The following is a 17,925-nucleotide window of genomic DNA, read 5'->3' on the forward strand; positions in this document are numbered from 1 at the left end:
TCGAACGCCTCGTCGCCGGCCATCCCCAGAGCCGCATCGACGACCTCATGCCCTGGGCATGCAAACCCGCTCAGGTGTGAGCGAGACGACGCTTATCGATGATCTGTTCGGCGTCGCCTTGCGCCTTGGCGAGTGTTGCAAATGCAACGCCCACGGCCTGCTTCATGGCGAACAACTCCATCAGTATCTCTTTGTCGTCCATCTCATGTCCCCATCTAAGGCAATTGGGTGCTGAGCCTGCTCAGCTTGCTGTGGCGCGTCACCTGACCGGCACCTGAGCCTTCTCAGGGAAGCCTGCTAGATACTCTCTTATGAACGTCTTGGCTCGCTGCACGGAGTTGAAGCATTGCTCATAGAGCCCCTCGTATTCCACGTACCGGACAAGGAGCTCTCCCCAAGTTGTTCCGGGCGGGATCGGACTGAGTTTTTCAGGGCAGGTAAGAAAGTACTGATCCAGAGAGTTGAGCATGTCTGTGACGACCTCGGGATCAAACTGAACCGACCGTGTGGATGGATATTGACTGACGGGTGAGGCTTGCGTGTTTTTCCCAGTGAGTTCTTGAGCTTTCGATAGCTCTTCGATCAAGCTTGCTGGCGCTTGTTGAATGAGCACTAACCGCTCTCCAGCAGGGGTAAATAGAACAACGATTAAAGTGGCGATTAGGGTGCAAGCGCCTGTTATGACTGCGGCGATTATCATCCCTCTAGTCTGTTCTGACATGTACCGCTCCGTCTAGAGCCTCTAGCTGGGATTATAGACGCATTGCGGCTCAAACATTAGCCGCAAAAATCTGAAAGTACATGATCAATCATCCCCCCTCCAGTGTCCCCCCATTGGGGGCTTGGTGCAGCAAACTGCATCGAACGCCCAAACGTCCGCCGCGTGGAATTGGCTGTAACATACACAACGACCGTTGACGTTTGTTACGGAGCGCCCTACATCCTCCCTGACTCAGCCACTCGGGGGGAGGCAGCCATGGTTCGGTACGTCACATACAAGCGAGTCAGCACCAAGCGGCAGGGACACAGCGGCCTCGGGCTGGAGGCGCAGGAGCGCGACATTCGCCTGTTCCTGGAGTCCTACTCGGAGGAGCCGTGGGAGGTGGTCGGCGACTTCATCGAAGTGGAGAGCGGCGCCGATGCCGAGCGCCCGGAGCTGGCGAAGGCAATCGAGCTGGCGAAGCGGGAGCGTGCTGTCCTGCTGGTCGCGAAGCTCGACCGCCTCTCGCGCAAGGTCTCGTTCATCGCTGCCTTGATGGAGGACCCGAAGCTCAAGCTGAAGGTCGCGCAAATGCCCCATGCCGACAAGTTCCAGCTCCACGTCTACGCGGCGCTCGCAGAGCAAGAGCGCGACTTCATCTCGCTCCGAACCAAGGCCGCGCTCCAGGAAGTGAAGGCGCGGGCGGAGCGGGAGAACCGGAAGCCCAACCTCGGCGGGCTCCGGGACAAGACGATGAAGCGCAACGTGGTCCTGAAGGCGCAGGCTGACGAGCGGGCGGCACGGCTGCGGGGCGTGGTGGCGCCCCTCCGGGACCGTGGGGCGACGCTCAGAGAGATTGCGGCCGCGCTCAACGCGGCCGGGCTTGAGACCCCGCGCGGCGGGCAGTGGCAGGCGATGACTGTCAAGCGGGTCCTGGAGCGGCTCGACGCGGCGTGAATGTCGCGTCTCTGGCGTGAGACTGGACCCGGAAATCCGGTATGCCTCCAGGAGTCGCTAGGAGCCCCATACAGACTCAAGTGCCATTCCGGCTAGGGCGGTAGCTGCCGACCCTTAGAAGACCCCTCGGCGGCCGGGAAATCGACTCCAGGGACTCCTGCCGGGGGCGTCCTTCACGCGGACGACGGGGACGAGATCACTGGCCCCGAGAGCCGACTGGCAGCCTGACGATACTGGGGAGACGGAGGGCGGCGCGATAAGTCCGCCCTTTGGAGGAGAGACCGCCGCCCCACCCTCTATCCCCCTGTGTGCAGTTATGATTGTTGTTGAGTAGTGGGGCGTCCTGGCGAGGCCCCCGCCCTCACTTCCTCCCCGCCTGCTTCCTTCGTCCTGTCCCCCGGCAAGGGCATGGTGCCTCCCTGGCCCGTGCTCTTACCGGGAGGCAGTGCGTTCGCACCCGACCTCCCGCCCCAACAACCCACGTCGTCGACTCCTTCAGGGAGTCCGGCGCGGGAGTTGAACGGTCTTGCTCGGGTCCTCGCCCCCGACCTCCTGAAAGCGTGACGGCGCAGGGGGTCGGGGGATGACCGTGCCTCCGCACCCTTTCCTTTTTCGCAACTATGGACCCCTTCGAGGAGCCGACCTCCCATGCCCACGACCAGCAACCTCCCGCCCCGCCTCGGCCTCCGCCACGGTCGCGTCGCCAAGGAACGCCACCTCCAGCTCACCGAGACCTCCACCGAGGCGCTCCGGCTGTCCGGCCTCGCCTATCAGCTCTGGTGCCAGCGGCCGGTCTCGGATGCCGTCCTGATCAACCGGGCCATTCGCCTGCTCGGCAGCCACGCAACCGAGCTGCTCAGGCACGGCGACCAGGACGCGATCAACGCCGAGCTGACGGCCCTTCACGCGGCCCGAGGCTGACCGATGGCCGACCCCAAGCGCGAAGTCCTGGAGCGCATCTGGCTGGCTCAGGCTGAGAAGCTGGCGGCGCTCCTGGAGACGACCCCGGCCGACCAGCTCCAGGCGGCCCTGCTCAACGTCGCCCGCCAGTTCCTCAGCGACAACGGCATCAACCGTGCGTCGCTCTCCGTGCCCGACATCGCCGAGGCGCTGAGCGGGATCACCGACCTCCCGTTCACCGACCCCGAAGGTGCAGCCGACTGCACCGAACCCGAGTTCCGCTAGACCATGACCGACCCCGAGACCGAAAGGCGACTGCGGGAGGCACGGGCGAGTGCCCGTCCCTGCGCGTTCGCCGGCTGCCAGCTCCCTCGGAAGGAGTTGGGGCAGTTCTGCTCCACCCACGCCAAGCGCCAGGAGAACACCGGAGACGCCGCAGGGCGCATGATCACCACCCTTGAGCTGTCCCCTTACCGCGACTTGGCGGAAGCCTTCATCGACCGCAACCGCCAGCACCCCGGCATCATCGCTGCGCTGGTCCGCATCCAGTCCTGGATCAACAGCGGCGAGACACCCCCGCGCGTCACCCCGTCCACGCCCGCCGACCAGCGGACCTCCGCTTGGTTCGCCAGGATGCGGAGGGAGGGTGTCTGGCCGGAGAGCGTCCTAGCCATGGTCTTCGGGCTCTACGCCCTCCAGGCCGACCAGCCCGCGACCTTCGCCAGCGACCGCCACTTCCGGCACATGCTCGCCTACCGCGTCCTGCGGCTGGTCCCCGGCGAGCGCCGTTACAGCAGCTCGGGGCAGCGGTTCTATGCCCGCGTCCCCGCCAGGGTGCGCGACTACCTCTCGCTACTGATCGTCGGCGCCTTCGGTGCGCTCGCGCTCAAGGCCACCCCGCACCTTCTCGCCAGCCGCAAGCCCGTTGGTCCGAGCGCCGAGCCGGTGCCGGGGACCGACACCCCGTTCTCCAAGACCCCAAGCAAGGAACCAGCATGACCACTCACTATCAGGTTCACCCCAACGACGCCGAGGCGCTCCGGAGCGAGGCCCGGCAGGAGCGCGACGACTCCGAACAGTACGGGGGCGCCAACCCGCGCAACCCGACCGCCACTTGGCGTGGTGCCGGCGGCGTCGCCCGGATCACCATCGGCGCCCCGCCCCCGGAGGCGCCCCGCTACCCGGCCGGGCAGACCACGTTCCACCGCCCCGGCATCTCCAGCGAGCCGCTGTCGCCCCAGGTGGTGAAGGACTCCGACCTCGTGACGCTCTCCAACGGCATGACGACCAGCGTGAAGGTCGCTGTCCGTATGGGCCAGCTGATGCGGGACGGTGCCGGCGCCTACTACGAGCCGGGCTCCTCTCAGGCCCCGCAGGTGGCCGCGGGGAGTCGCATCGGCGACGGGCAGGGGTACACGCCGCCCAAGGCTGAGGCGGCCCCGAGCGAGCCTCTGGAGGGCTTCCAGGACGCGGCCGTGGAGCGGGAGTTCTCGCACTTCGCCGGCGCCGTGGACACCTACACTCAGGTCTCCATCATCGGCGAGTACCTCCGGGGCGACGACTTCGACATCTCGGAGCGCCTGCTGTTCAAGGTCGCCGACCAGCTCGGGGTCTCGCCGCAGGAAGCGGGGGAGCGTCTCGGCCGCTTCGCCACCGCCCTGTCCAACCAGTGGGTCTCGACCGTCCAGAAGGCCGGCGTCTACGACATGGCGGACTTCGTGGCGTGGTGCCGCGAGAGCCCCGTCCGGATGGAGAGCCTGAAGAAGGCGATGCGGAACCAGGCGATGAACCGCACGACCAAGGACTATCGGGCGATGGCGCAGAGCTACCTGGAGAACCTCGACCAGCGGGACCCCGAAGCCCTGCTCAACGCCGTGTACGACGGCGGCATCCGCGCCATGAAGATTGGCAACGAGGTGGTCCTTGAAGTGCCCGGCGAGGGGCAGGTCCCGTGGAAGACCGCTGTCCGCCTCGGGATGGTCTTCGCCCCCGAGAAGATCCGCTAGCGAGCGAGGATGACCGTGGAAGCAACCACCATCAACATGCCTGCCGACTCCGCCGTGGAGTCGCGCTCAGGGCAAGTCACGATCAAGCGGACTGGCGAGAGCCACTTCCGCGTCGTCGTGGACGGCGAGACCCTGCCGCAGGGCTTCGACTCCCTGAGCGCCGCTGCCGCGATCTTCCAGAAGATGGCGGCCGGTAGCTGACCGCTGGAGACGCCCTCACACTTGAGGACGTTCCTCTAGCCGCGATCCCCGCCCGGTCCTGACAGGTGCGCCCGAGGGCAGCCTTGAGGGGCAACCGGGCGGGGACGCGAAGGTGCAGTCAACTGCACCTCGGTTTCTCGAGCCGGTGCAGCGACGCTGCACCATTGGAATATCTGGTGCATGTCGGGCGGCAGCCGGCTCCTTGCAGGATCTTGCCTTCCGGCTTGGTCGAGCAGGATGGCCCACCTCAGGGCGTCCTATCCGACTGCCGTGGGCGAGACCTAGCGTCCCACCAACTACGTTCAGAGCTTATCCGCTGGGCTGGCAAGACCTGATGCCTCCAAGGCCGCTCCCCGTCATCCGGGCAGTGCCAAGGAGAATTCCTCAGCCAATTACACGGACCACGGCTCACGAACCACCGTGGCGCTGTCACTTTGCTCCTAGCCCTCGTCTCCCCTACAGGGACACCTCACAGCAGGTTCGTGCTACCGTGCCGCAAGATCGGGGAGGAGAAAATCGCGTTGCATGACACCTCGCTTTTCTCCCCCGCCGTTTCGGGGTGCCGCACTATATGGTGTGCCTTGAACGCGGCCTCAAGCGCGATATGCTGATTTTCTTCTCCTGTGGTTGCTGTTGCCAGCTTGACGCGCGGTCCGAGCGAAAATGTTGGTGGGAAACGTTGGTGGATGGCGTACAGCGCGTCTTCATAAGCCACTGATATGCAGCACTTTTATTTGATGTTCCGCATGCTTCATCGAGTACTACTCGCGCTGACCGCTCGGTTCCGTTCCGAGTTTCGCGAAGGCCCCGGCTCGCCGGGGCCTTCGTCGTTTGGGGCGACGGCCCGATGCCGCCGGCCATGGGCCCGGCGGGCAGTCGGACGGGAGGGGGACACGACGCGGGGCGTCGCGCCGTCCGGGGCCTCAGTCGTCCTGCCTGCCGCTGCCGGCGGGCTCCGGCTCGCCCGGCGGTCGCAGGCCCGCCAGGGCCCAGGCGTAGGCCTCGTCGCCGTCTCGAAAGGCCCGGGTCTCGACCTCGGCGTGGAAGAACAGGCGCTGGTATTCGGAGAACAGGGTGACCGCCGTCTCGGCGCCCTTCTCGTCGCCGATGACGATGGCGATGCGGAAGGGGCTCGGGCGCCGCTCCCTCAGGAACTGCGCGAACTCCTGGAACTGATCCGGCCAGTCCCGGTCCGGCAGCGCGCAGTTCCGGATGTCCGCGACGATCGGGCGGCCGTCATAGTCGGCGGGGCCGTAACGGGACTCGAAGATCTCGCGGCGCAGACGGATGTAGGCCGAGGCGCTGAACATGCCGTCGAGGACGGCGACGATCACGCCGTTGGCGTCGATCTCCATGGTCATGCTGAAGCCCGGCATTCCGCTTCCTCGGCCGATGCGCACATCCCTTGCGGCGTCGCTCGGTGATATATCCGTCAGCCGACCCTCGACAACCGGTCTCGGCGTTGCGCGGCAGTCCGGGGGGTTCGGCCGCGGGTCGCATGGCCTCGCCCCGGTCAGCCTCGTTCGTCGAGGGTTTCCGGATCCGTCACGTGGGCCTGACCGTCTCGGACGGTCTTCGGCGCGTCCGTCCGCTGTTCCGGGGCGCCTTCGTCGCCGTCGGCGGGCGGTGCGCCGGCCAGGGCCCAGGCGTAGCCCTCGTCGTAGTCGAGGAAGGCGCGGGTTTCGACGCCCGGGTGATGGAAGAGCTTCTGGTACTCGGCGAGCAGGGCGACCGCCAGCTCGGAGCCGTCCTCCCCGCTGACGATGACGGCACGCCGGAAGGGCTTGCGGTGCTCGCGCTTCATCACGTCGGCGACGATCTTGAACTCCGTCGCCCAGTCGCGCTTGGGCAGGCGGCAGCGGCGCATGTCCGTCACGGCGGGCCGGCCGTCGTAGTCCGCGACCCGGTAGCGGCTCTCGAACAGCTCACGGCGCAGGCGCAGCCATTCCTCGCCGTCGTAGCGGCCCTCGCAGACCGTGACGATGACGCCGTTGGGGTCGAGGTCTATCGTCATGTTGAACGCCGGCATGGCTTGCCCCCCGGTCGGACGACCTGTCCGATCTGCTCGTGTTGCTGACTGTATGGGCGACAATAAGGCAATCTATGGTAGCTTTGCGCATTCGCTCGGCCGGTCGAGCGAAGCCAGGGCCCAGGCATAGCCCTCGTCGTAGTCGAGGAAGGCGCGGGTCTCGACGTCCGGGTGATGGAAGATCTTCTGGTACTGGGCGAAGAGTGCGACCGCCAGGTCCGCGCCGTCCTTCCGGCCGATGATCAGGGCGCGGCGGAACGGCTTCATGCGCTGGTGCTTCATGGCGTCGGCGATGGCTTTGAACTGGCTCGCCCAGTCGAGCGCGGGCAGCTGGCAGCGGCGCATGTCGCTGACCACGGGATGCCCGTCGTAGGCCTCGAGCGGATAGCGGCTCTCGAAGATCGCGCGGCGCTGGCGCACCCACTGGGAGGCGTCGAAGACGCCTTCGCAGACGGTGATGACGACGCCCCGCTCGTCGAGCTCCATGGTCATGCCGAAACGCTGCATGGCTGTGCCTTCGCCTCCGCCTCCAGGGGCGATCGCGCTTGTCCCGACCCGGATTCCGGCCGAACGGCCATGAACAAATCGTTGACGGCCCCGACGCCGTCCCGACGGGCGGGCGCCGCTCAGTCGCAGCGGCGGCCGGGGCGGCCTCCGACGTCGTCCCGGCGCTCGCTGTCGGCGGTCGGCGCCGGTGCGTCGGGCGGGCGCAAACCCTCCAGGGCCCAGGCGTAGCCTTCCTCGTAGCTGCGGAAGGTGCGGACCTCCGAGCCCGGGTTCTGGAACAGCTTCTGGTACTCGCCGAACAGCGCGATGCCGGCGTCCGAGTCCGGGTGGTCGCCGACGATGAAGGCGTTGCGGAAGGCGGTCGGGCGCCGCTCGCGGAGGACCCTGGCGACCTCCTCGAACTGGTAGGCCCAGTCCTGGCCCGGCAGGCGGCAGCGGCGCATGTCGACGACCATCGACCGGCCGTCGTAGTCGGCGAGCCGGTAGCGGCTCTCGAAGCCGGCGCGGCGCTGGCGCAGCCACTCGGAAGCGTCGAACAGCCCTTCGTAGACCGCGACGACGATGCCGTTGGCGTCGATCTCCATCGTCATCCTGAACCCGCGCATGCCGCTCCCCGAGGCAGCCTCCCTCCACCGCACCGCCGCCAGGGATAGCGCGGCCGGCCCCGCGCCGTCGACCGGCCGACCGTCGGGATGCCGCCCCGGAAAAGGCCACAGGAGAAAAAGGGTCGAATTCGTTTAGAAAAGGTTAAGGCTCGCAACGCTAGATTGCCGGTTGCGCCGATGCTTCTCGGGCTGCAACAAGAGAGTACCCTTCGAGCGGCGCCGGGCGCGCCCTGTGATGTCTTGAGGCGGCCGGCCTCCCGGCCGAAGGTGCGAGGTGGCCGGAGGCGACGAGCAGTCCGACAGTCTCTTCGGCGTCGACACGCTGCGACGGGCGGCGCTCGTCTTTGCGCCCCTGGCGCTGGCCGCGGCGCTGGTCGTCTATCTGCTGTTCCATGTCCAGGCGACCGCGTTGCGGAACGCCGAGCAGGCCGACGAGGAGCGCGTCGTCGAGATCGGCCGGCAGCGCGGCGACGGCGAGCTCGCCGCCATCCTGTCGGACCTGCGCTATCTCGCCCGCCAGCAGGCCCTGCAGCGCTGGCTCGCGTCCCCCGACGCCGAGGCCCGGCAGGCCCTGGCCGAGGACTACCACGCCTTCGCGGCGGAGAAGAGCCTCTACGACCAGATCCGCCTGATCGCTCCCGACGGCCGCGAGCTGGTTCGCGTCAACTGGAACGGCGGCAGCCCGGTCGTCGTTCCCGACGACCAGCTGCAGGACAAGGCCGCCCGGCCCTACGTCGCGGAGACGCTGAAGCGCGGCCCCGGCGCGATCTAAGTCTCGCCCTTCGATCTCAACCGCGAGCACGGCGAGGTCGAGCAGCCGATCAAGCCGATGATCCGCTTCGCGACGCCGGTGTTCGACGGCGCCGGCCGGCAGCGCGGCCTCGTCGTCCTGAACTATCTGGGCCGGCGGCTGCTCGACCGGATCTCAGACCTGGCCGGCGCCAGCCGAGGTCAGGTCTGGCTGATCGATCGGGACGGCTATTGGCTGATCGGCCCGACGCCCCGGGACGAGTGGGCCTTCATGTATCCCGACCGGCGGGACCGCTCCTTCGGGCACGCCTATGCGGCGGCCTGGCAGCGGATCGCGGGTGGTCCGCCGCAGGGCCAGTTCGTCGAGGACGGCGATCTCTTCACCTATTCGCGCCTCGCGCCCTTTTCCGAGCTGCTCGGCAAGGACGGCGAGCCGGCGACGCGGCCGCCGCTGCTCTATCTCGTCAGCCACCTGCCGGCGCCCGTCCTGACGGCGCCGGGCGAGGCCCTGGCCGGGCGCTTCCTGGCCGCGGCGGCGGTCCTGGTGCTGCTGCTCGGCGCCGTCTCGATCGTGCTGGCGCGGTCCGGCAGCCACCGCCGCCGGGCCGAGCGCCGGCTGCGGGCCAGCGAGGCGCGCTTCCGCGCCCTGGTCGAATCGGCGCCCGACGCCGTCGTCATCATCGACACCGACGGCCGCATCGTCCTGGTCAACGACCAGGCGGAGCGGCTGTTCGGCCATTCCCGCCAGCTGCTGGCCGGCCAGACCGTGGAGCTGCTGGTGCCGGAGCGCTACCGCACGGGTCACGTTGGCCATCGCTCCGGCTATCTCGACCAGCCCCGGGTCCGGCCGATGGGGGCCGGCCGGGACCTGCAGGGTCTGCGCGCCGACGGCACCGAGTTCCCGGTCGCCATCAGCCTCAGTCCGGTCGAGACCGGCGACGGCCTGCTGATCGTCGCCGATATCCGCGACGTCACGGACGAGCAGGCGTCGGAGCGCAGGATCCAGGAGCTCAACGAGCGCCTGACGCTCGACAACGCCGAGCTGGAGACGGTGAACCGGGAGCTCGAGGCCTTCAGCTATTCCGTCTCGCACGACCTGCGCGCGCCGCTGCGGGCGATCGACGGCTTCAGCCAGGCCCTGCTCGAGGACTGCGGCGAGCAGCTCGACGAAGAGGGCCGGGGCCACCTGAACCGGGTGCGCCAGGCGGCCCAGCGCATGGGGCTGCTGATCGACGACCTGCTGAGGCTGTCGCGGGTCGCACGCGCCGAGCTCGCCCCCGAGGCGGTCGACCTCGGAGCGCTGGCGCTGGAGGTGGTCGAGGGCCTGCGCTCGGCTTCGCCCGAGCGCGCGGTCGAGGTCGAGATCGCCCGGGACCTGACCGCGCGGGGCGATCCGCGCCTGCTGCGGATCGCCCTGGAGAACCTGATCGGCAACGCCTGGAAGTTCACCGCCGGGCGGACGCCGGCGCGCATCGAGCTCGGGCGCTGCGAGCAGGACGGCAAGCCCGCCTTCTTCGTCCGCGACAACGGCGTCGGCTTCGACATGACCTACGCCGGGCAGCTGTTCCGGGCCTTCCAGCGCCTGCACGACGCGCGCAGCTTCCCGGGGACCGGGATCGGCCTCGCGACCGTGCAGCGGATCGTTCACAAGCACGGCGGCGCGGTCTGGGCCGAGGCCGCTACCAATGAAGGGGCAACCTTCTACTTCACACTCGAGAGCGCGATCCGGCCGGGCCGACTCGACCCGGCCGGCGAAGCGCCCTCTGCGACCACCTGATTGGAGCCCGACCCGATCGCGCCGAGGCGATCGGGTCGGGCTCCGGACGAGGGAGAGCCTATGTCGGCACGCAACATCCTGCTGATCGAGGACAATCCGGACGACGAGGCGCTCACCCTGCGCGCGTTCCGCAAGAACAACATCAGCAATCCCGTGGTGGTGGCACGGGACGGTGCCGAGGCGCTGGATTACCTCTTCGCGACCGGCGAGCACGCGGGCCGCGACGTCTCGGACCTGCCGCAGGTCGTGCTGCTCGACCTGAAGCTGCCGAAGGTCGACGGCCTCGAGGTGCTGCGCCGTGTCCGCGCCGACGAGCGTACCCGCCTGCTGCCGGTGGTGATCCTGACCTCCTCCGGGGAGGAGCGCGACCTCGTCGAGGGCTACCGCCTGGGTGCCAACAGCTACGTGCGCAAGCCGGTCGACTTCGACGCCTTCGTCGAGGCCGCCCGGCAGCTCGGGCTCTACTGGCTGCTGCTCAACGAGATGCCGCCGAGGCCGATGGGATGAGCGGGCAGGAGCGGGGTATGGCGAAGCCGCTGCGCGTCCTGCTGGTCGAGGACTCCCCCGACGACGCGGAGCTGATCCTGCGCGAGCTGCGCCGCGGCGGCCTGGCGCCGAGCCACCGGACCGTGGCCGCCGCCGAGGCCTTCCTCGGCGCGCTCGAGAGCCAGGAGTGGGACCTGATCCTCTGCGACTACACGATGACTGGCTTCAGCGGCGCCCAGGCCCTGGCCCTGCTGCGCAGCCGCGGCCTCGACATCCCCTTCATCTTCGTCTCCGGCACGATCGGCGAGGAGACGGCGGTGGCGGCGATGCGGGCGGGCGCCCAGGACTATGTCGTCAAGGACAACCTGAAGCGGCTCGTCCCGGCGATCGAGCGCGAGCTGCGCGACTCGGCGATGCGCCAGGGGCGGCTGCGTGCCGAGGCGGAGCGCCAGGCCGCGGAGACGCGCTTCCGCGAGATCCTGGCGATGGCGCCGGACGCGGTCGTGGCGGTCGACGAGGAGCAGCGCATCACGCTCTTCAACCGTGCGGCCGAGGCGGTGTTCGGCTACAGCGTCGAGGAGGTCTCGGGGCAGTTCCTCGATCTGCTGCTGCCCTCCGGCATGGTGGCGGAGCACCGCCGCCATCTGGCCGCCTTCGCCGAGCGTCCCGAGACGGTCCGGCGCATGAGCGAGCGCAGCGAGGTGACCGGGCGGCGCAAGAGCGGCGAGGAGTTTCCGGCCGAGGCCTCGATCTCCAAGCTGATCGAGGACGGCAGGACGACCTTCCTGGCCGTGATCCGTGACGTCAGCGAGCGCAAGGCCCTGCAGGAGCAGCTCCGGCAGGTCCAGAAGATGGAGGCGGTCGGCCAGCTGACCGGCGGCCTTGCCCACGACTTCAACAACCTTCTGACCATCGTCATCGGCAACCTCGACCAGCTGTGCGAGGAGCTCGACGGCCAGCTCCGGGCGCGCAAGCTGGCCGACCAGGCGCTCGGTGCCAGCCTGCGCGGGGCGAACCTGACCCGGCAGCTGCTCGCCTTCTCGCGGCGGCAGCCGCTGGAGACCAGGGTCTTCGACCTCAACCGCCTGGTCTCCGACACCATCGCGCTGCTGCGCCGCACGCTCGGCGAGCCGGTCGAGGTCGAGACCCGGCTGGCCGCCGAGCTCTGGCCGGCCCTCGCCGACCCGACGCAGCTCGAGGCAGCGCTCGCCAACCTCGCGATCAACGCCCGCGACGCCATGCCGGACGGCGGGCGCCTGATCGTCGAGACCGCGAACAAGCCGCTCGACGCGCACTACGCCGCCTGCAACCTCGAGGTCGCGCCGGGCGACTACGTCGTGCTCGCGGTGTCCGACAGCGGCACCGGCATCCCGCCGGAGGTTCTCGACAAGGTCTTCGAGCCCTTCTTCACCACCAAGGACCCGGGCAAGGGCACGGGCCTCGGTCTCAGCATGGTCTACGGCTTCGCCAAGCAGTCGGGCGGCCACGTCAAGATCTACAGCGAGCTCGGCCACGGCACGACGGTGCGCCTCTACCTGCCGCGCGCGAGCACGCAGCCGAAGGACGAGGAGGCCGCCGCGCCGCACCTTCGGCCGGTGACCAAGGTGGCGCGCGACGCGACCATCCTGGTGGTCGAGGACGACGAGGAGGTCCGCGCTGTCGCGCTGCGCCAGCTGCGCGCGCTCGGCTACCGGGTCGTCGAGGCGGCGGACGGCAAGGCCGGACTGCAGCTCCTGGAGCAGCAGGCGGAGGTCGATCTGCTGTTCACGGACGTCGTGATGCGCGGCGGCATGTCGGGACCCGAGCTGGCCCGCGAGGCGCGCAGGCGCTGGCCCAGCCTGAAGGTGCTGTTCACCTCGGGCTACACCGAGGCGGCCCTGGCCGGCGGCAGCTCGATCGAGGGGCTCGGCAATCTGCTGTCCAAGCCCTATCGCCGGGACGAACTGGCCCGCAAGGTCGCCGAGGCGCTCGACGGCAACGGCCACGCGGCCGTCACGGGGCTGCGCCTCCTGATGGTCGACGACGAGCCGGACGTCGGCGCCTTCGTCCGCGAGGTCGCCGAGGGCCTGGGCTTCGAGGTGGCCTTCACCGATCGGGCCCGGCAGTTCGCGGCGCTGTACAGCTCGTTCCGCCCGGACGTCGTGATCCTCGACCTGGCGATGCCCGACACCGACGGCATCGAGCTGCTGCAGGTCCTGGCCGATGCCGGCAGCCGGGCCCGCATCCTGCTGATGAGCGGCTTCGACCCGAAGATGCGCGAGGCGGCGCTGCTGCTCGGCAAGGCCCGGGCGCTGCGCATGGTCGGCATCGTACCGAAGCCGGTGCGCGCCGCGGAGCTGCGGCTCCTGCTGGCCGAGCTCGGCCGCGACGGTGGGGCCTGAGGCGGCCGGCCGGTCAGTCCTTGGGCGGGGGCTCCCGGCGCGGCTCCTCGAGCGGAGCGTCGTCCTCGTCGTCGAAGAGGATGCGCTGGGCGGCGCCGTCCAGGTCGTCGTACTGGCCGCTCCTGAGCGCCCAGAGGAAGGCGCCGAGGCCGAGCAGGCCGAGGAACAGGGCGATCGGGATCAGGTAGACGAGGACGGTCACCGTGCCGCGTCCGGGGCTGCCCGCCGCCGGACTAGTCCGAGGCGCAGCGCGTTGCCGATCACGGTCAGCGACGAGCAGGACATGGCGACCGCGGCGATCAGCGGCGTGACGAAGCCGGCGACGGCGAGCGGCACGGCGAAGAGGTTGTAGAGGATCGCCAGGCCGAAGTTCTGGCGGACCAGCGCCTCGGCGCGCCGCGCGACCTCGAGCACCTCGAGCACCGGATCCAGGCGGGTCCCCTGGAACACGGCGTCGGCGGCGGTCTGGCTGATGTCGATGGCGCTCGACGGCGACAGCGAGACGCTGGCGGCGGCCAGCGCCGGCGCGTCGTTCAGGCCGTCGCCGACCATCAGCACCTTGCGGCCCTGGGCGGCCAGCGCCTCGAGGCGCGCGACCTTGCCGGCCGGCGTCAGCCCGGCCTGGGCGCCGGCGATGCCGAGCCGGCCGGCGACGGCCATGACGGTCGGCGCCCGGTCGCCGGACAGGAGCTCGACGGCGAGGCCCCGGCGCTGCAGCTCGGCGACGACCGCGGCGGCGTCGCTGCGCAGGCGGTCCTCGAAGGCGAAGCGCACCGGCGCCCGGCCGGGACGGCAGAGCCAGAGCTCCGGCCCCTCGCCCGCGTCGTCGCCCGCGGCCTCGTCGTCCAGGCCTAGCCAGCGGCGGTTGCCGAGCCGGACCGGTCCGGCCTCGGTCAGGCGTTCGAGGCCGCAGCCGGGGACCTCGACGACGCCCTCGGCGGCCGGCACGTCGGGCAGCGCGCGGACCAGGGCGCGGGCCAGCGGATGCCTGGAGTTGGCGGCCAGCGCGCCGGCCTCGCTCAGGGCCTCGTCCCCGGTCCCGGTCGGCGGGGCCTCGCGGCGCAGCTCGGGCCGGCCCTCGGTCAGGGTGCCGGTCTTGTCGAAGACCACGGTGTCGACCTCGGCGAGGCGCTCCAGCGCAGTCGCCGACTTCAGCAGGATGCCGCGCCGCATCAGGCGGCCGCTGGCCATGACCTGGACCGCCGGCACGGCGAGGCCGAGGGCACAGGGGCAGGTGACGATCAGCACGGCGACGGCGATCAGCAGCGCCTGCTGCCAGGCGAGGCCGCCGATCAGGGCCCAGCCGAGGAAGGCGCCCAGCGCGGCCAGGTGGACGACCGGCGCGTAGATCCGCGACAGGCGGTCGGCGAGGCCGACGAAGCGCGCCTTGCGCTGCTCGGCGCACTCCATCAGGCGGACGATCTCGGCCAGCAGCGTCTTCTCGCCGGTCGCGGTGACGGTCAGGCGCAGCGGTGCCGAGACGTTGGTCGTGCCGGCGAAGACCCGGGCGCCCGGGCCGGCCGCCTGCAGCAGCGTCTCGCCGGTGATCAGCTGGCTGTCGATCTCCGAGCTGCCGCTGGCGACCTCGCCGTCGACGGCGATGCGCTCGCCGGCGGCGACCAGGACGGTCGCGCCCGGCGCGACCTGCTCGGGCGGCACCAGCAGCTGGCTGCCGTCGTCCTGCAGCACGGTGACCGCCTGGGCGCCCAGGGCGAGCAGCCGCTCGGCCGCCGAGCGGGCCCGGCCGCGCGCCCGGCGGTCGAGATAGCGGCCGACCAGCAGGAAGAACAGCAGGGTGACGGCGGAGTCGAAATAGGCGTGCGGCCCGCCGGTCGCGGTTTCGTGCAGCGACATGCCGGCGGCGAGCAGCACGCCCAGCGAGATCGGCACGTCCATGTTGGCGCTGCGCGCCTTGAGCGCGGCCAGGGCCGATCGGAAGAAGGGCCGGCCGGCATAGGCGATCGCGGGCAGGGCGATCAGCGCCGAGAACCAGTGCAGCATGTCGCGCAGGGCGCTGCCGCTCTCCTCGCCGGCGCCGGCCCAGACCGCGATCGACAGCAGCATGACGTTGGCGGCGGCGAAGCCGGCGACCGCCAGGCAGCGCAGCAGCTCCTTCTCGCTGCGCGTGTCGTCGGCGGTCAGGCGCGAGGGCTCGTAGGGCACGACCCTGTAGCCCAGCCCCTCGACCTTGCGGACCACCTCGCCGGCGAAGCGGCGCTCGCCGTGCCAGCCGACGGTCAGCCGCCGGGTCGTCAGGTTGAGCCGCGCCTCCTCGACCCCCGGCAGCTCGGCCAGGCCCCGCTCGATGCGCCGCACGCAGCCCCCGCAGTGCACGCCCTCGACCAGCAGGTGGAGACGCCGGCCGCCGTCGTCGGCGAGCTGGACGTAGGCGGTGGCGTCGACCGACGGCGGCTCGGCGCCGCCGCGGGGCAGGGGCTCGGCGAGGCTCATGGCGTCACTTGACCATCAGGCGCTTGACCGTCTCGAAGCTGTGCTCGCCCTTGTGCAGGACGATGCGCAGGTGCCACTGGCCGGGCGGCAGCGCCGCGACCTCGGCGCTCCAGCGGCCGCGCTGGTCGGCGGAGAAGCCGACGGCGCGGTCGAGGGCGGTCTGGGTCGGACGCTCCAGCTTGGCGACGACCCGGTCGGCGGCGATAGGGTGGCCGTCGCGGTCGGCGAGCGAGACCTGGAGGCGCAGCGAGCCGGGCTGCGGGTTGTCCTGGGCGACGCCGACCTGCCAGCCGAGCTTGGCCTGGGCGCGGGCGTCCTCCAGGGCCTCGTTGTACTTGAGGCCGCGCAGGTAGTAGTCGTGCTCGACGATGCCGGTCCAGCTGTCGAGCGCGGTCGAGACCATGATCCCGTTGACCGCGAAGACGACCCCGAAGCCGCCGACGAAGATCCAGGGAATCCAGCGGCTCTCGCCGAACAGGCGGTGACGCAGCAGGGCGGCTCGGCTCATCGTTCCGGTCCTCTGAACACGCTCTTGTAGGTGACGGTCTCGCCCTTGTAGGGATCGGTCAAGGTGAAGGTGACCGGGTGGCTCTCGCCGACCGACTCGGACCGCGGCGCGCGCACCTGGACGTCGTAGGTCGCGACCGAGTCCGGCGCGGCGATAAGCAGCACGGCGTCGCCGTCGGCCGGGTGCTCCAGCACGTCCATGGTCGCGCCCGGCAGGCCGGCGAAGCTGAGCACGAAGGTCCGCTGCTCGCGGGTCTTGTTGAGCAGCTTGACCGTGTAGCCGTTGCGGATGTCGCCGTTCGACAGGGTGACGAACAGCGGGTTGCGGTCGTGCAGCACGTTGATGTCCAGCGTGTTGCGGAACAGCAGCTGGCCGAGCATCACGGTCGCCACGCCGACGAAGAGCAGGGCGTAGAAGATCGTGCGGATGCGGATCAGCTTGTAGCGCGGCCTCGGATTGCCCTGCTCCTGGGCGATCTGGTTGGCCTCGGTGTCGTAGGTGATCAGCTCGCCGGGGCGGCCGAGCTTGGCCATCACGTCGTTGCAGGCGTCGATGCAGAGCGCGCAGTTGATGCACTCGAGCTGCTGGCCGTCGCGGATGTCGATGCCGGTCGGGCAGACGGCGACACAGGCCTTGCAGTCGATGCAGTCGCCGCGCTTCGACCAGTCGTCGTTCTCGCCCTTCTTCAGCTTGCCGCGCGGCTCGCCGCGCCAGCGCTGATAGGTGACGATCAGCGTGTCCTCGTCGAACATCGCGGCCTGGAAGCGCGGCCAGGGGCACATGTAGGTGCAGACCTGCTCGCGGGCCCAGCCGGCCAGCAGGTAGGTCGTGAAGGTGAAGAGGCCGATGAACAGCCAGACCGACTCGGCGGCCCGGAAGGTCACCAGCTCGTGGACCAGCGTCGGCGCGTCCTTGAAGTACATGATCCAGGCGCCGCCGGTGACGAAGGCGATCAGCAGCCAGATGCCGTGCTTGGTGGCCTTGCGCGCGAGCTTGCCGACCGAGAAGGGCTGCCGGTCGAGGCGCATGCGGGCGTTGCGGTCGCCCTCGACCAGACGCTCGACCCACATGAAGAGGTCGGTCCAGACGGTCTGGGGACAGGCGTAGCCGCACCACACGCGGCCGGCCAGCGAGGTCACGAAGAACAGGCCGACGGCGGCGAGGATCAGCAGGCCGGTCAGGTAGTAGACCTCCTGCGGCCAGATCTCGATGAAGAAGAAGTAGGCGCGGCGGCTCGGCATGTCGATCAGCACCGCCTGGTCCGGCGCGCCGGGCCCGCGATCCCAGCGGATCCAGGGCACCAGGTAGTAGATCGCCAGCAGCAGCCCGAGGGCCGCCCACTTGAGGCGCCGGAAGGTGCCCCAGACCTTGCGCGGGTAGACCTTGACCCGGTCGGCGTAGAGCGGCTGGTCGCGCCCCGCGGTCGCGCCGGCCGGGGCTTCCTCGCGACGCTTCAGCGCCTCCTTCTGCTCGCGGACGGAGGAGACTTCCTCGACGACGATCTCATCGGACATTGATCGGACTTCTTGCCATCTGCTGCCTGTCGTCGCCGGACGGCCGCCCGGGGCGCCCTGCGACGGAACGCCCTCACAGGTGCGCCCGGCACCGGCCTGCTGCATTGCGGTGGATCAAGCGGGCCTGCTCGTTCTGCAGCGAAACGACGACGC

The 17,925-nt window shown here is 69.8% G+C and carries 20 protein-coding genes and 1 pseudogene; 10 read left to right on the plus strand and 11 right to left on the minus strand.

Going from position 1 to position 17,925, the window contains the following annotated elements; genetic code table 11:
• Nucleotides 1-70 precede the first annotated feature (70 nt).
• Both B9O00_RS34040 and B9O00_RS32535 read right to left on the minus strand, forming a co-directional pair.
• Nucleotides 71-202: a hypothetical protein gene (locus tag B9O00_RS34040; protein ID WP_268810773.1), complete on the minus strand. Its 132-nt coding sequence runs from the start codon at nucleotides 200-202 to the stop codon at nucleotides 71-73.
• A gap of 57 nt (nucleotides 203-259) precedes the next feature.
• Nucleotides 260-721, minus strand: a complete 462-nt coding sequence (locus tag B9O00_RS32535) for a hypothetical protein (RefSeq protein WP_143596257.1) — start codon at nucleotides 719-721, stop codon at nucleotides 260-262.
• Between the two features lie 255 nt (nucleotides 722-976).
• Between B9O00_RS32535 and B9O00_RS16650 the strand changes: the two genes are divergently transcribed.
• The 6 genes from B9O00_RS16650 (at nucleotide 977) to B9O00_RS16675 (ending at nucleotide 4,764) form a co-directional block, all read left to right on the plus strand.
• Complete coding sequence (locus tag B9O00_RS16650) at nucleotides 977-1,657, plus strand: recombinase family protein (RefSeq protein ID WP_085123831.1); 681 nt, start codon at nucleotides 977-979, stop codon at nucleotides 1,655-1,657.
• Between the two features lie 648 nt (nucleotides 1,658-2,305).
• Nucleotides 2,306-2,578 carry a hypothetical protein gene (locus B9O00_RS16655; protein WP_085123832.1) on the plus strand — a complete coding sequence of 91 codons (273 nt, stop codon included), beginning with the start codon at nucleotides 2,306-2,308 and terminating at the stop codon, nucleotides 2,576-2,578.
• A 3-nt stretch (nucleotides 2,579-2,581) separates the two neighbouring features.
• A complete protein-coding gene (locus B9O00_RS16660) occupies nucleotides 2,582-2,842 on the plus strand; it encodes a DNA packaging protein (protein ID WP_085123833.1) in 261 nt (86 codons plus the stop codon).
• Nucleotides 2,843-2,845: 3 nt separating this feature from the next.
• Entirely contained in the window at nucleotides 2,846-3,556 is a 711-nt protein-coding gene (locus B9O00_RS16665) for a hypothetical protein (RefSeq protein WP_085123834.1), read from the plus strand.
• The gene (locus B9O00_RS16670; protein ID WP_085123835.1) at nucleotides 3,553-4,563 is read left to right on the plus strand and encodes a hypothetical protein; all 1,011 of its coding nucleotides are present in this window, start codon (nucleotides 3,553-3,555) and stop codon (nucleotides 4,561-4,563) included. The genes B9O00_RS16665 and B9O00_RS16670 overlap by 4 nt, the downstream gene beginning before the upstream one ends.
• Nucleotides 4,564-4,572: 9 nt before the next feature.
• Nucleotides 4,573-4,764, plus strand: coding sequence for a hypothetical protein (locus tag B9O00_RS16675; protein WP_085123836.1), 192 nt, complete (start codon nucleotides 4,573-4,575; stop codon nucleotides 4,762-4,764).
• 469 nt (nucleotides 4,765-5,233) lie between these two features.
• On the opposite strand, the gene B9O00_RS32540 is transcribed toward B9O00_RS16675, so the two are convergent.
• From B9O00_RS32540 to B9O00_RS16695, 5 genes are all read right to left on the minus strand, one after another.
• Nucleotides 5,234-5,479: a hypothetical protein gene (locus B9O00_RS32540; RefSeq protein WP_143596258.1), complete on the minus strand. Its 246-nt coding sequence runs from the start codon at nucleotides 5,477-5,479 to the stop codon at nucleotides 5,234-5,236.
• 208 nt (nucleotides 5,480-5,687) lie between these two features.
• Nucleotides 5,688-6,140 carry a hypothetical protein gene (locus B9O00_RS16680; protein ID WP_085123837.1) on the minus strand — a complete coding sequence of 151 codons (453 nt, stop codon included), beginning with the start codon at nucleotides 6,138-6,140 and terminating at the stop codon, nucleotides 5,688-5,690.
• 137 nt (nucleotides 6,141-6,277) lie between these two features.
• A complete protein-coding gene (locus B9O00_RS16685) occupies nucleotides 6,278-6,793 on the minus strand; it encodes a hypothetical protein (protein ID WP_085123838.1) in 516 nt (171 codons plus the stop codon).
• A gap of 72 nt (nucleotides 6,794-6,865) precedes the next feature.
• The gene (locus tag B9O00_RS16690; protein ID WP_085123839.1) at nucleotides 6,866-7,300 is read right to left on the minus strand and encodes a hypothetical protein; all 435 of its coding nucleotides are present in this window, start codon (nucleotides 7,298-7,300) and stop codon (nucleotides 6,866-6,868) included.
• Between the two features lie 119 nt (nucleotides 7,301-7,419).
• Nucleotides 7,420-7,905, minus strand: coding sequence for a hypothetical protein (locus B9O00_RS16695; RefSeq protein ID WP_089229721.1), 486 nt, complete (start codon nucleotides 7,903-7,905; stop codon nucleotides 7,420-7,422).
• 274 nt (nucleotides 7,906-8,179) lie between these two features.
• Between B9O00_RS16695 and B9O00_RS34345 the strand changes: the two are divergent.
• The 4 genes and pseudogenes from B9O00_RS34345 to B9O00_RS16715 all read left to right on the plus strand — a co-directional run.
• Nucleotides 8,180-9,643, plus strand: a pseudogene (locus B9O00_RS34345) (PAS domain S-box protein); the annotation flags it as partial.
• A 63-nt stretch (nucleotides 9,644-9,706) separates the two neighbouring features.
• Nucleotides 9,707-10,432: a sensor histidine kinase gene (locus B9O00_RS34350; protein WP_437123444.1), complete on the plus strand. Its 726-nt coding sequence runs from the start codon at nucleotides 9,707-9,709 to the stop codon at nucleotides 10,430-10,432.
• 60 nt (nucleotides 10,433-10,492) lie between these two features.
• On the plus strand, nucleotides 10,493-10,939 hold the full coding sequence (locus B9O00_RS16710; RefSeq protein WP_085123843.1) for a response regulator: 447 nt from the start codon (nucleotides 10,493-10,495) through the stop codon (nucleotides 10,937-10,939).
• Between the two features lie 17 nt (nucleotides 10,940-10,956).
• Complete coding sequence (locus tag B9O00_RS16715; RefSeq protein ID WP_159460240.1) at nucleotides 10,957-13,299, plus strand: response regulator; 2,343 nt, start codon at nucleotides 10,957-10,959, stop codon at nucleotides 13,297-13,299.
• 13 nt (nucleotides 13,300-13,312) lie between these two features.
• On the opposite strand, the gene ccoS is transcribed toward B9O00_RS16715, so the two are convergent.
• The 4 genes from ccoS to ccoG are packed head-to-tail and all read right to left on the minus strand — an operon-like array spanning nucleotide 13,313 to nucleotide 17,772.
• A complete protein-coding gene (gene ccoS, locus B9O00_RS16720; protein ID WP_085123845.1) occupies nucleotides 13,313-13,501 on the minus strand; it encodes a cbb3-type cytochrome oxidase assembly protein CcoS in 189 nt (62 codons plus the stop codon).
• Nucleotides 13,498-15,750 carry a heavy metal translocating P-type ATPase gene (locus B9O00_RS16725; protein ID WP_085123846.1) on the minus strand — a complete coding sequence of 751 codons (2,253 nt, stop codon included), beginning with the start codon at nucleotides 15,748-15,750 and terminating at the stop codon, nucleotides 13,498-13,500. The genes ccoS and B9O00_RS16725 overlap by 4 nt, the downstream gene beginning before the upstream one ends.
• A 4-nt stretch (nucleotides 15,751-15,754) precedes the next feature.
• Nucleotides 15,755-16,258, minus strand: a complete 504-nt coding sequence (locus B9O00_RS16730; RefSeq protein WP_085123847.1) for a FixH family protein — start codon at nucleotides 16,256-16,258, stop codon at nucleotides 15,755-15,757.
• The gene (gene ccoG, locus B9O00_RS16735; RefSeq protein WP_085123848.1) at nucleotides 16,255-17,772 is read right to left on the minus strand and encodes a cytochrome c oxidase accessory protein CcoG; all 1,518 of its coding nucleotides are present in this window, start codon (nucleotides 17,770-17,772) and stop codon (nucleotides 16,255-16,257) included. The genes B9O00_RS16730 and ccoG overlap by 4 nt, the downstream gene beginning before the upstream one ends.
• Nucleotides 17,773-17,925 lie beyond the last annotated feature (153 nt).

Source organism: Tistlia consotensis USBA 355, from assembly GCF_900177295.1.
GTDB lineage: Bacteria > Pseudomonadota > Alphaproteobacteria > Kiloniellales > DSM-21159 > Tistlia > Tistlia consotensis.

Coding starts and splice junctions, on each gene's coding strand:
- B9O00_RS34040 (WP_268810773.1), bottom strand. CDS start 202: ATGGACGACAAAGAGATACTGATGGAGTTGTTCGCCATGAAGCAGGCC.
- B9O00_RS32535 (WP_143596257.1), bottom strand. CDS start 721: ATGTCAGAACAGACTAGAGGGATGATAATCGCCGCAGTCATAACAGGC.
- B9O00_RS16650 (WP_085123831.1), top strand. CDS start 977: ATGGTTCGGTACGTCACATACAAGCGAGTCAGCACCAAGCGGCAGGGA.
- B9O00_RS16655 (WP_085123832.1), top strand. CDS start 2,306: ATGCCCACGACCAGCAACCTCCCGCCCCGCCTCGGCCTCCGCCACGGT.
- B9O00_RS16660 (WP_085123833.1), top strand. CDS start 2,582: ATGGCCGACCCCAAGCGCGAAGTCCTGGAGCGCATCTGGCTGGCTCAG.
- B9O00_RS16665 (WP_085123834.1), top strand. CDS start 2,846: ATGACCGACCCCGAGACCGAAAGGCGACTGCGGGAGGCACGGGCGAGT.
- B9O00_RS16670 (WP_085123835.1), top strand. CDS start 3,553: ATGACCACTCACTATCAGGTTCACCCCAACGACGCCGAGGCGCTCCGG.
- B9O00_RS16675 (WP_085123836.1), top strand. CDS start 4,573: ATGACCGTGGAAGCAACCACCATCAACATGCCTGCCGACTCCGCCGTG.
- B9O00_RS16680 (WP_085123837.1), bottom strand. CDS start 6,140: ATGCCGGGCTTCAGCATGACCATGGAGATCGACGCCAACGGCGTGATC.
- B9O00_RS16685 (WP_085123838.1), bottom strand. CDS start 6,793: ATGCCGGCGTTCAACATGACGATAGACCTCGACCCCAACGGCGTCATC.
- B9O00_RS16690 (WP_085123839.1), bottom strand. CDS start 7,300: ATGCAGCGTTTCGGCATGACCATGGAGCTCGACGAGCGGGGCGTCGTC.
- B9O00_RS16695 (WP_089229721.1), bottom strand. CDS start 7,905: ATGCGCGGGTTCAGGATGACGATGGAGATCGACGCCAACGGCATCGTC.
- B9O00_RS16710 (WP_085123843.1), top strand. CDS start 10,493: ATGTCGGCACGCAACATCCTGCTGATCGAGGACAATCCGGACGACGAG.
- B9O00_RS16715 (WP_159460240.1), top strand. CDS start 10,957: ATGGCGAAGCCGCTGCGCGTCCTGCTGGTCGAGGACTCCCCCGACGAC.
- B9O00_RS16725 (WP_085123846.1), bottom strand. CDS start 15,750: ATGAGCCTCGCCGAGCCCCTGCCCCGCGGCGGCGCCGAGCCGCCGTCG.
- B9O00_RS16730 (WP_085123847.1), bottom strand. CDS start 16,258: ATGAGCCGAGCCGCCCTGCTGCGTCACCGCCTGTTCGGCGAGAGCCGC.
- ccoG (WP_085123848.1), bottom strand. CDS start 17,772: ATGTCCGATGAGATCGTCGTCGAGGAAGTCTCCTCCGTCCGCGAGCAG.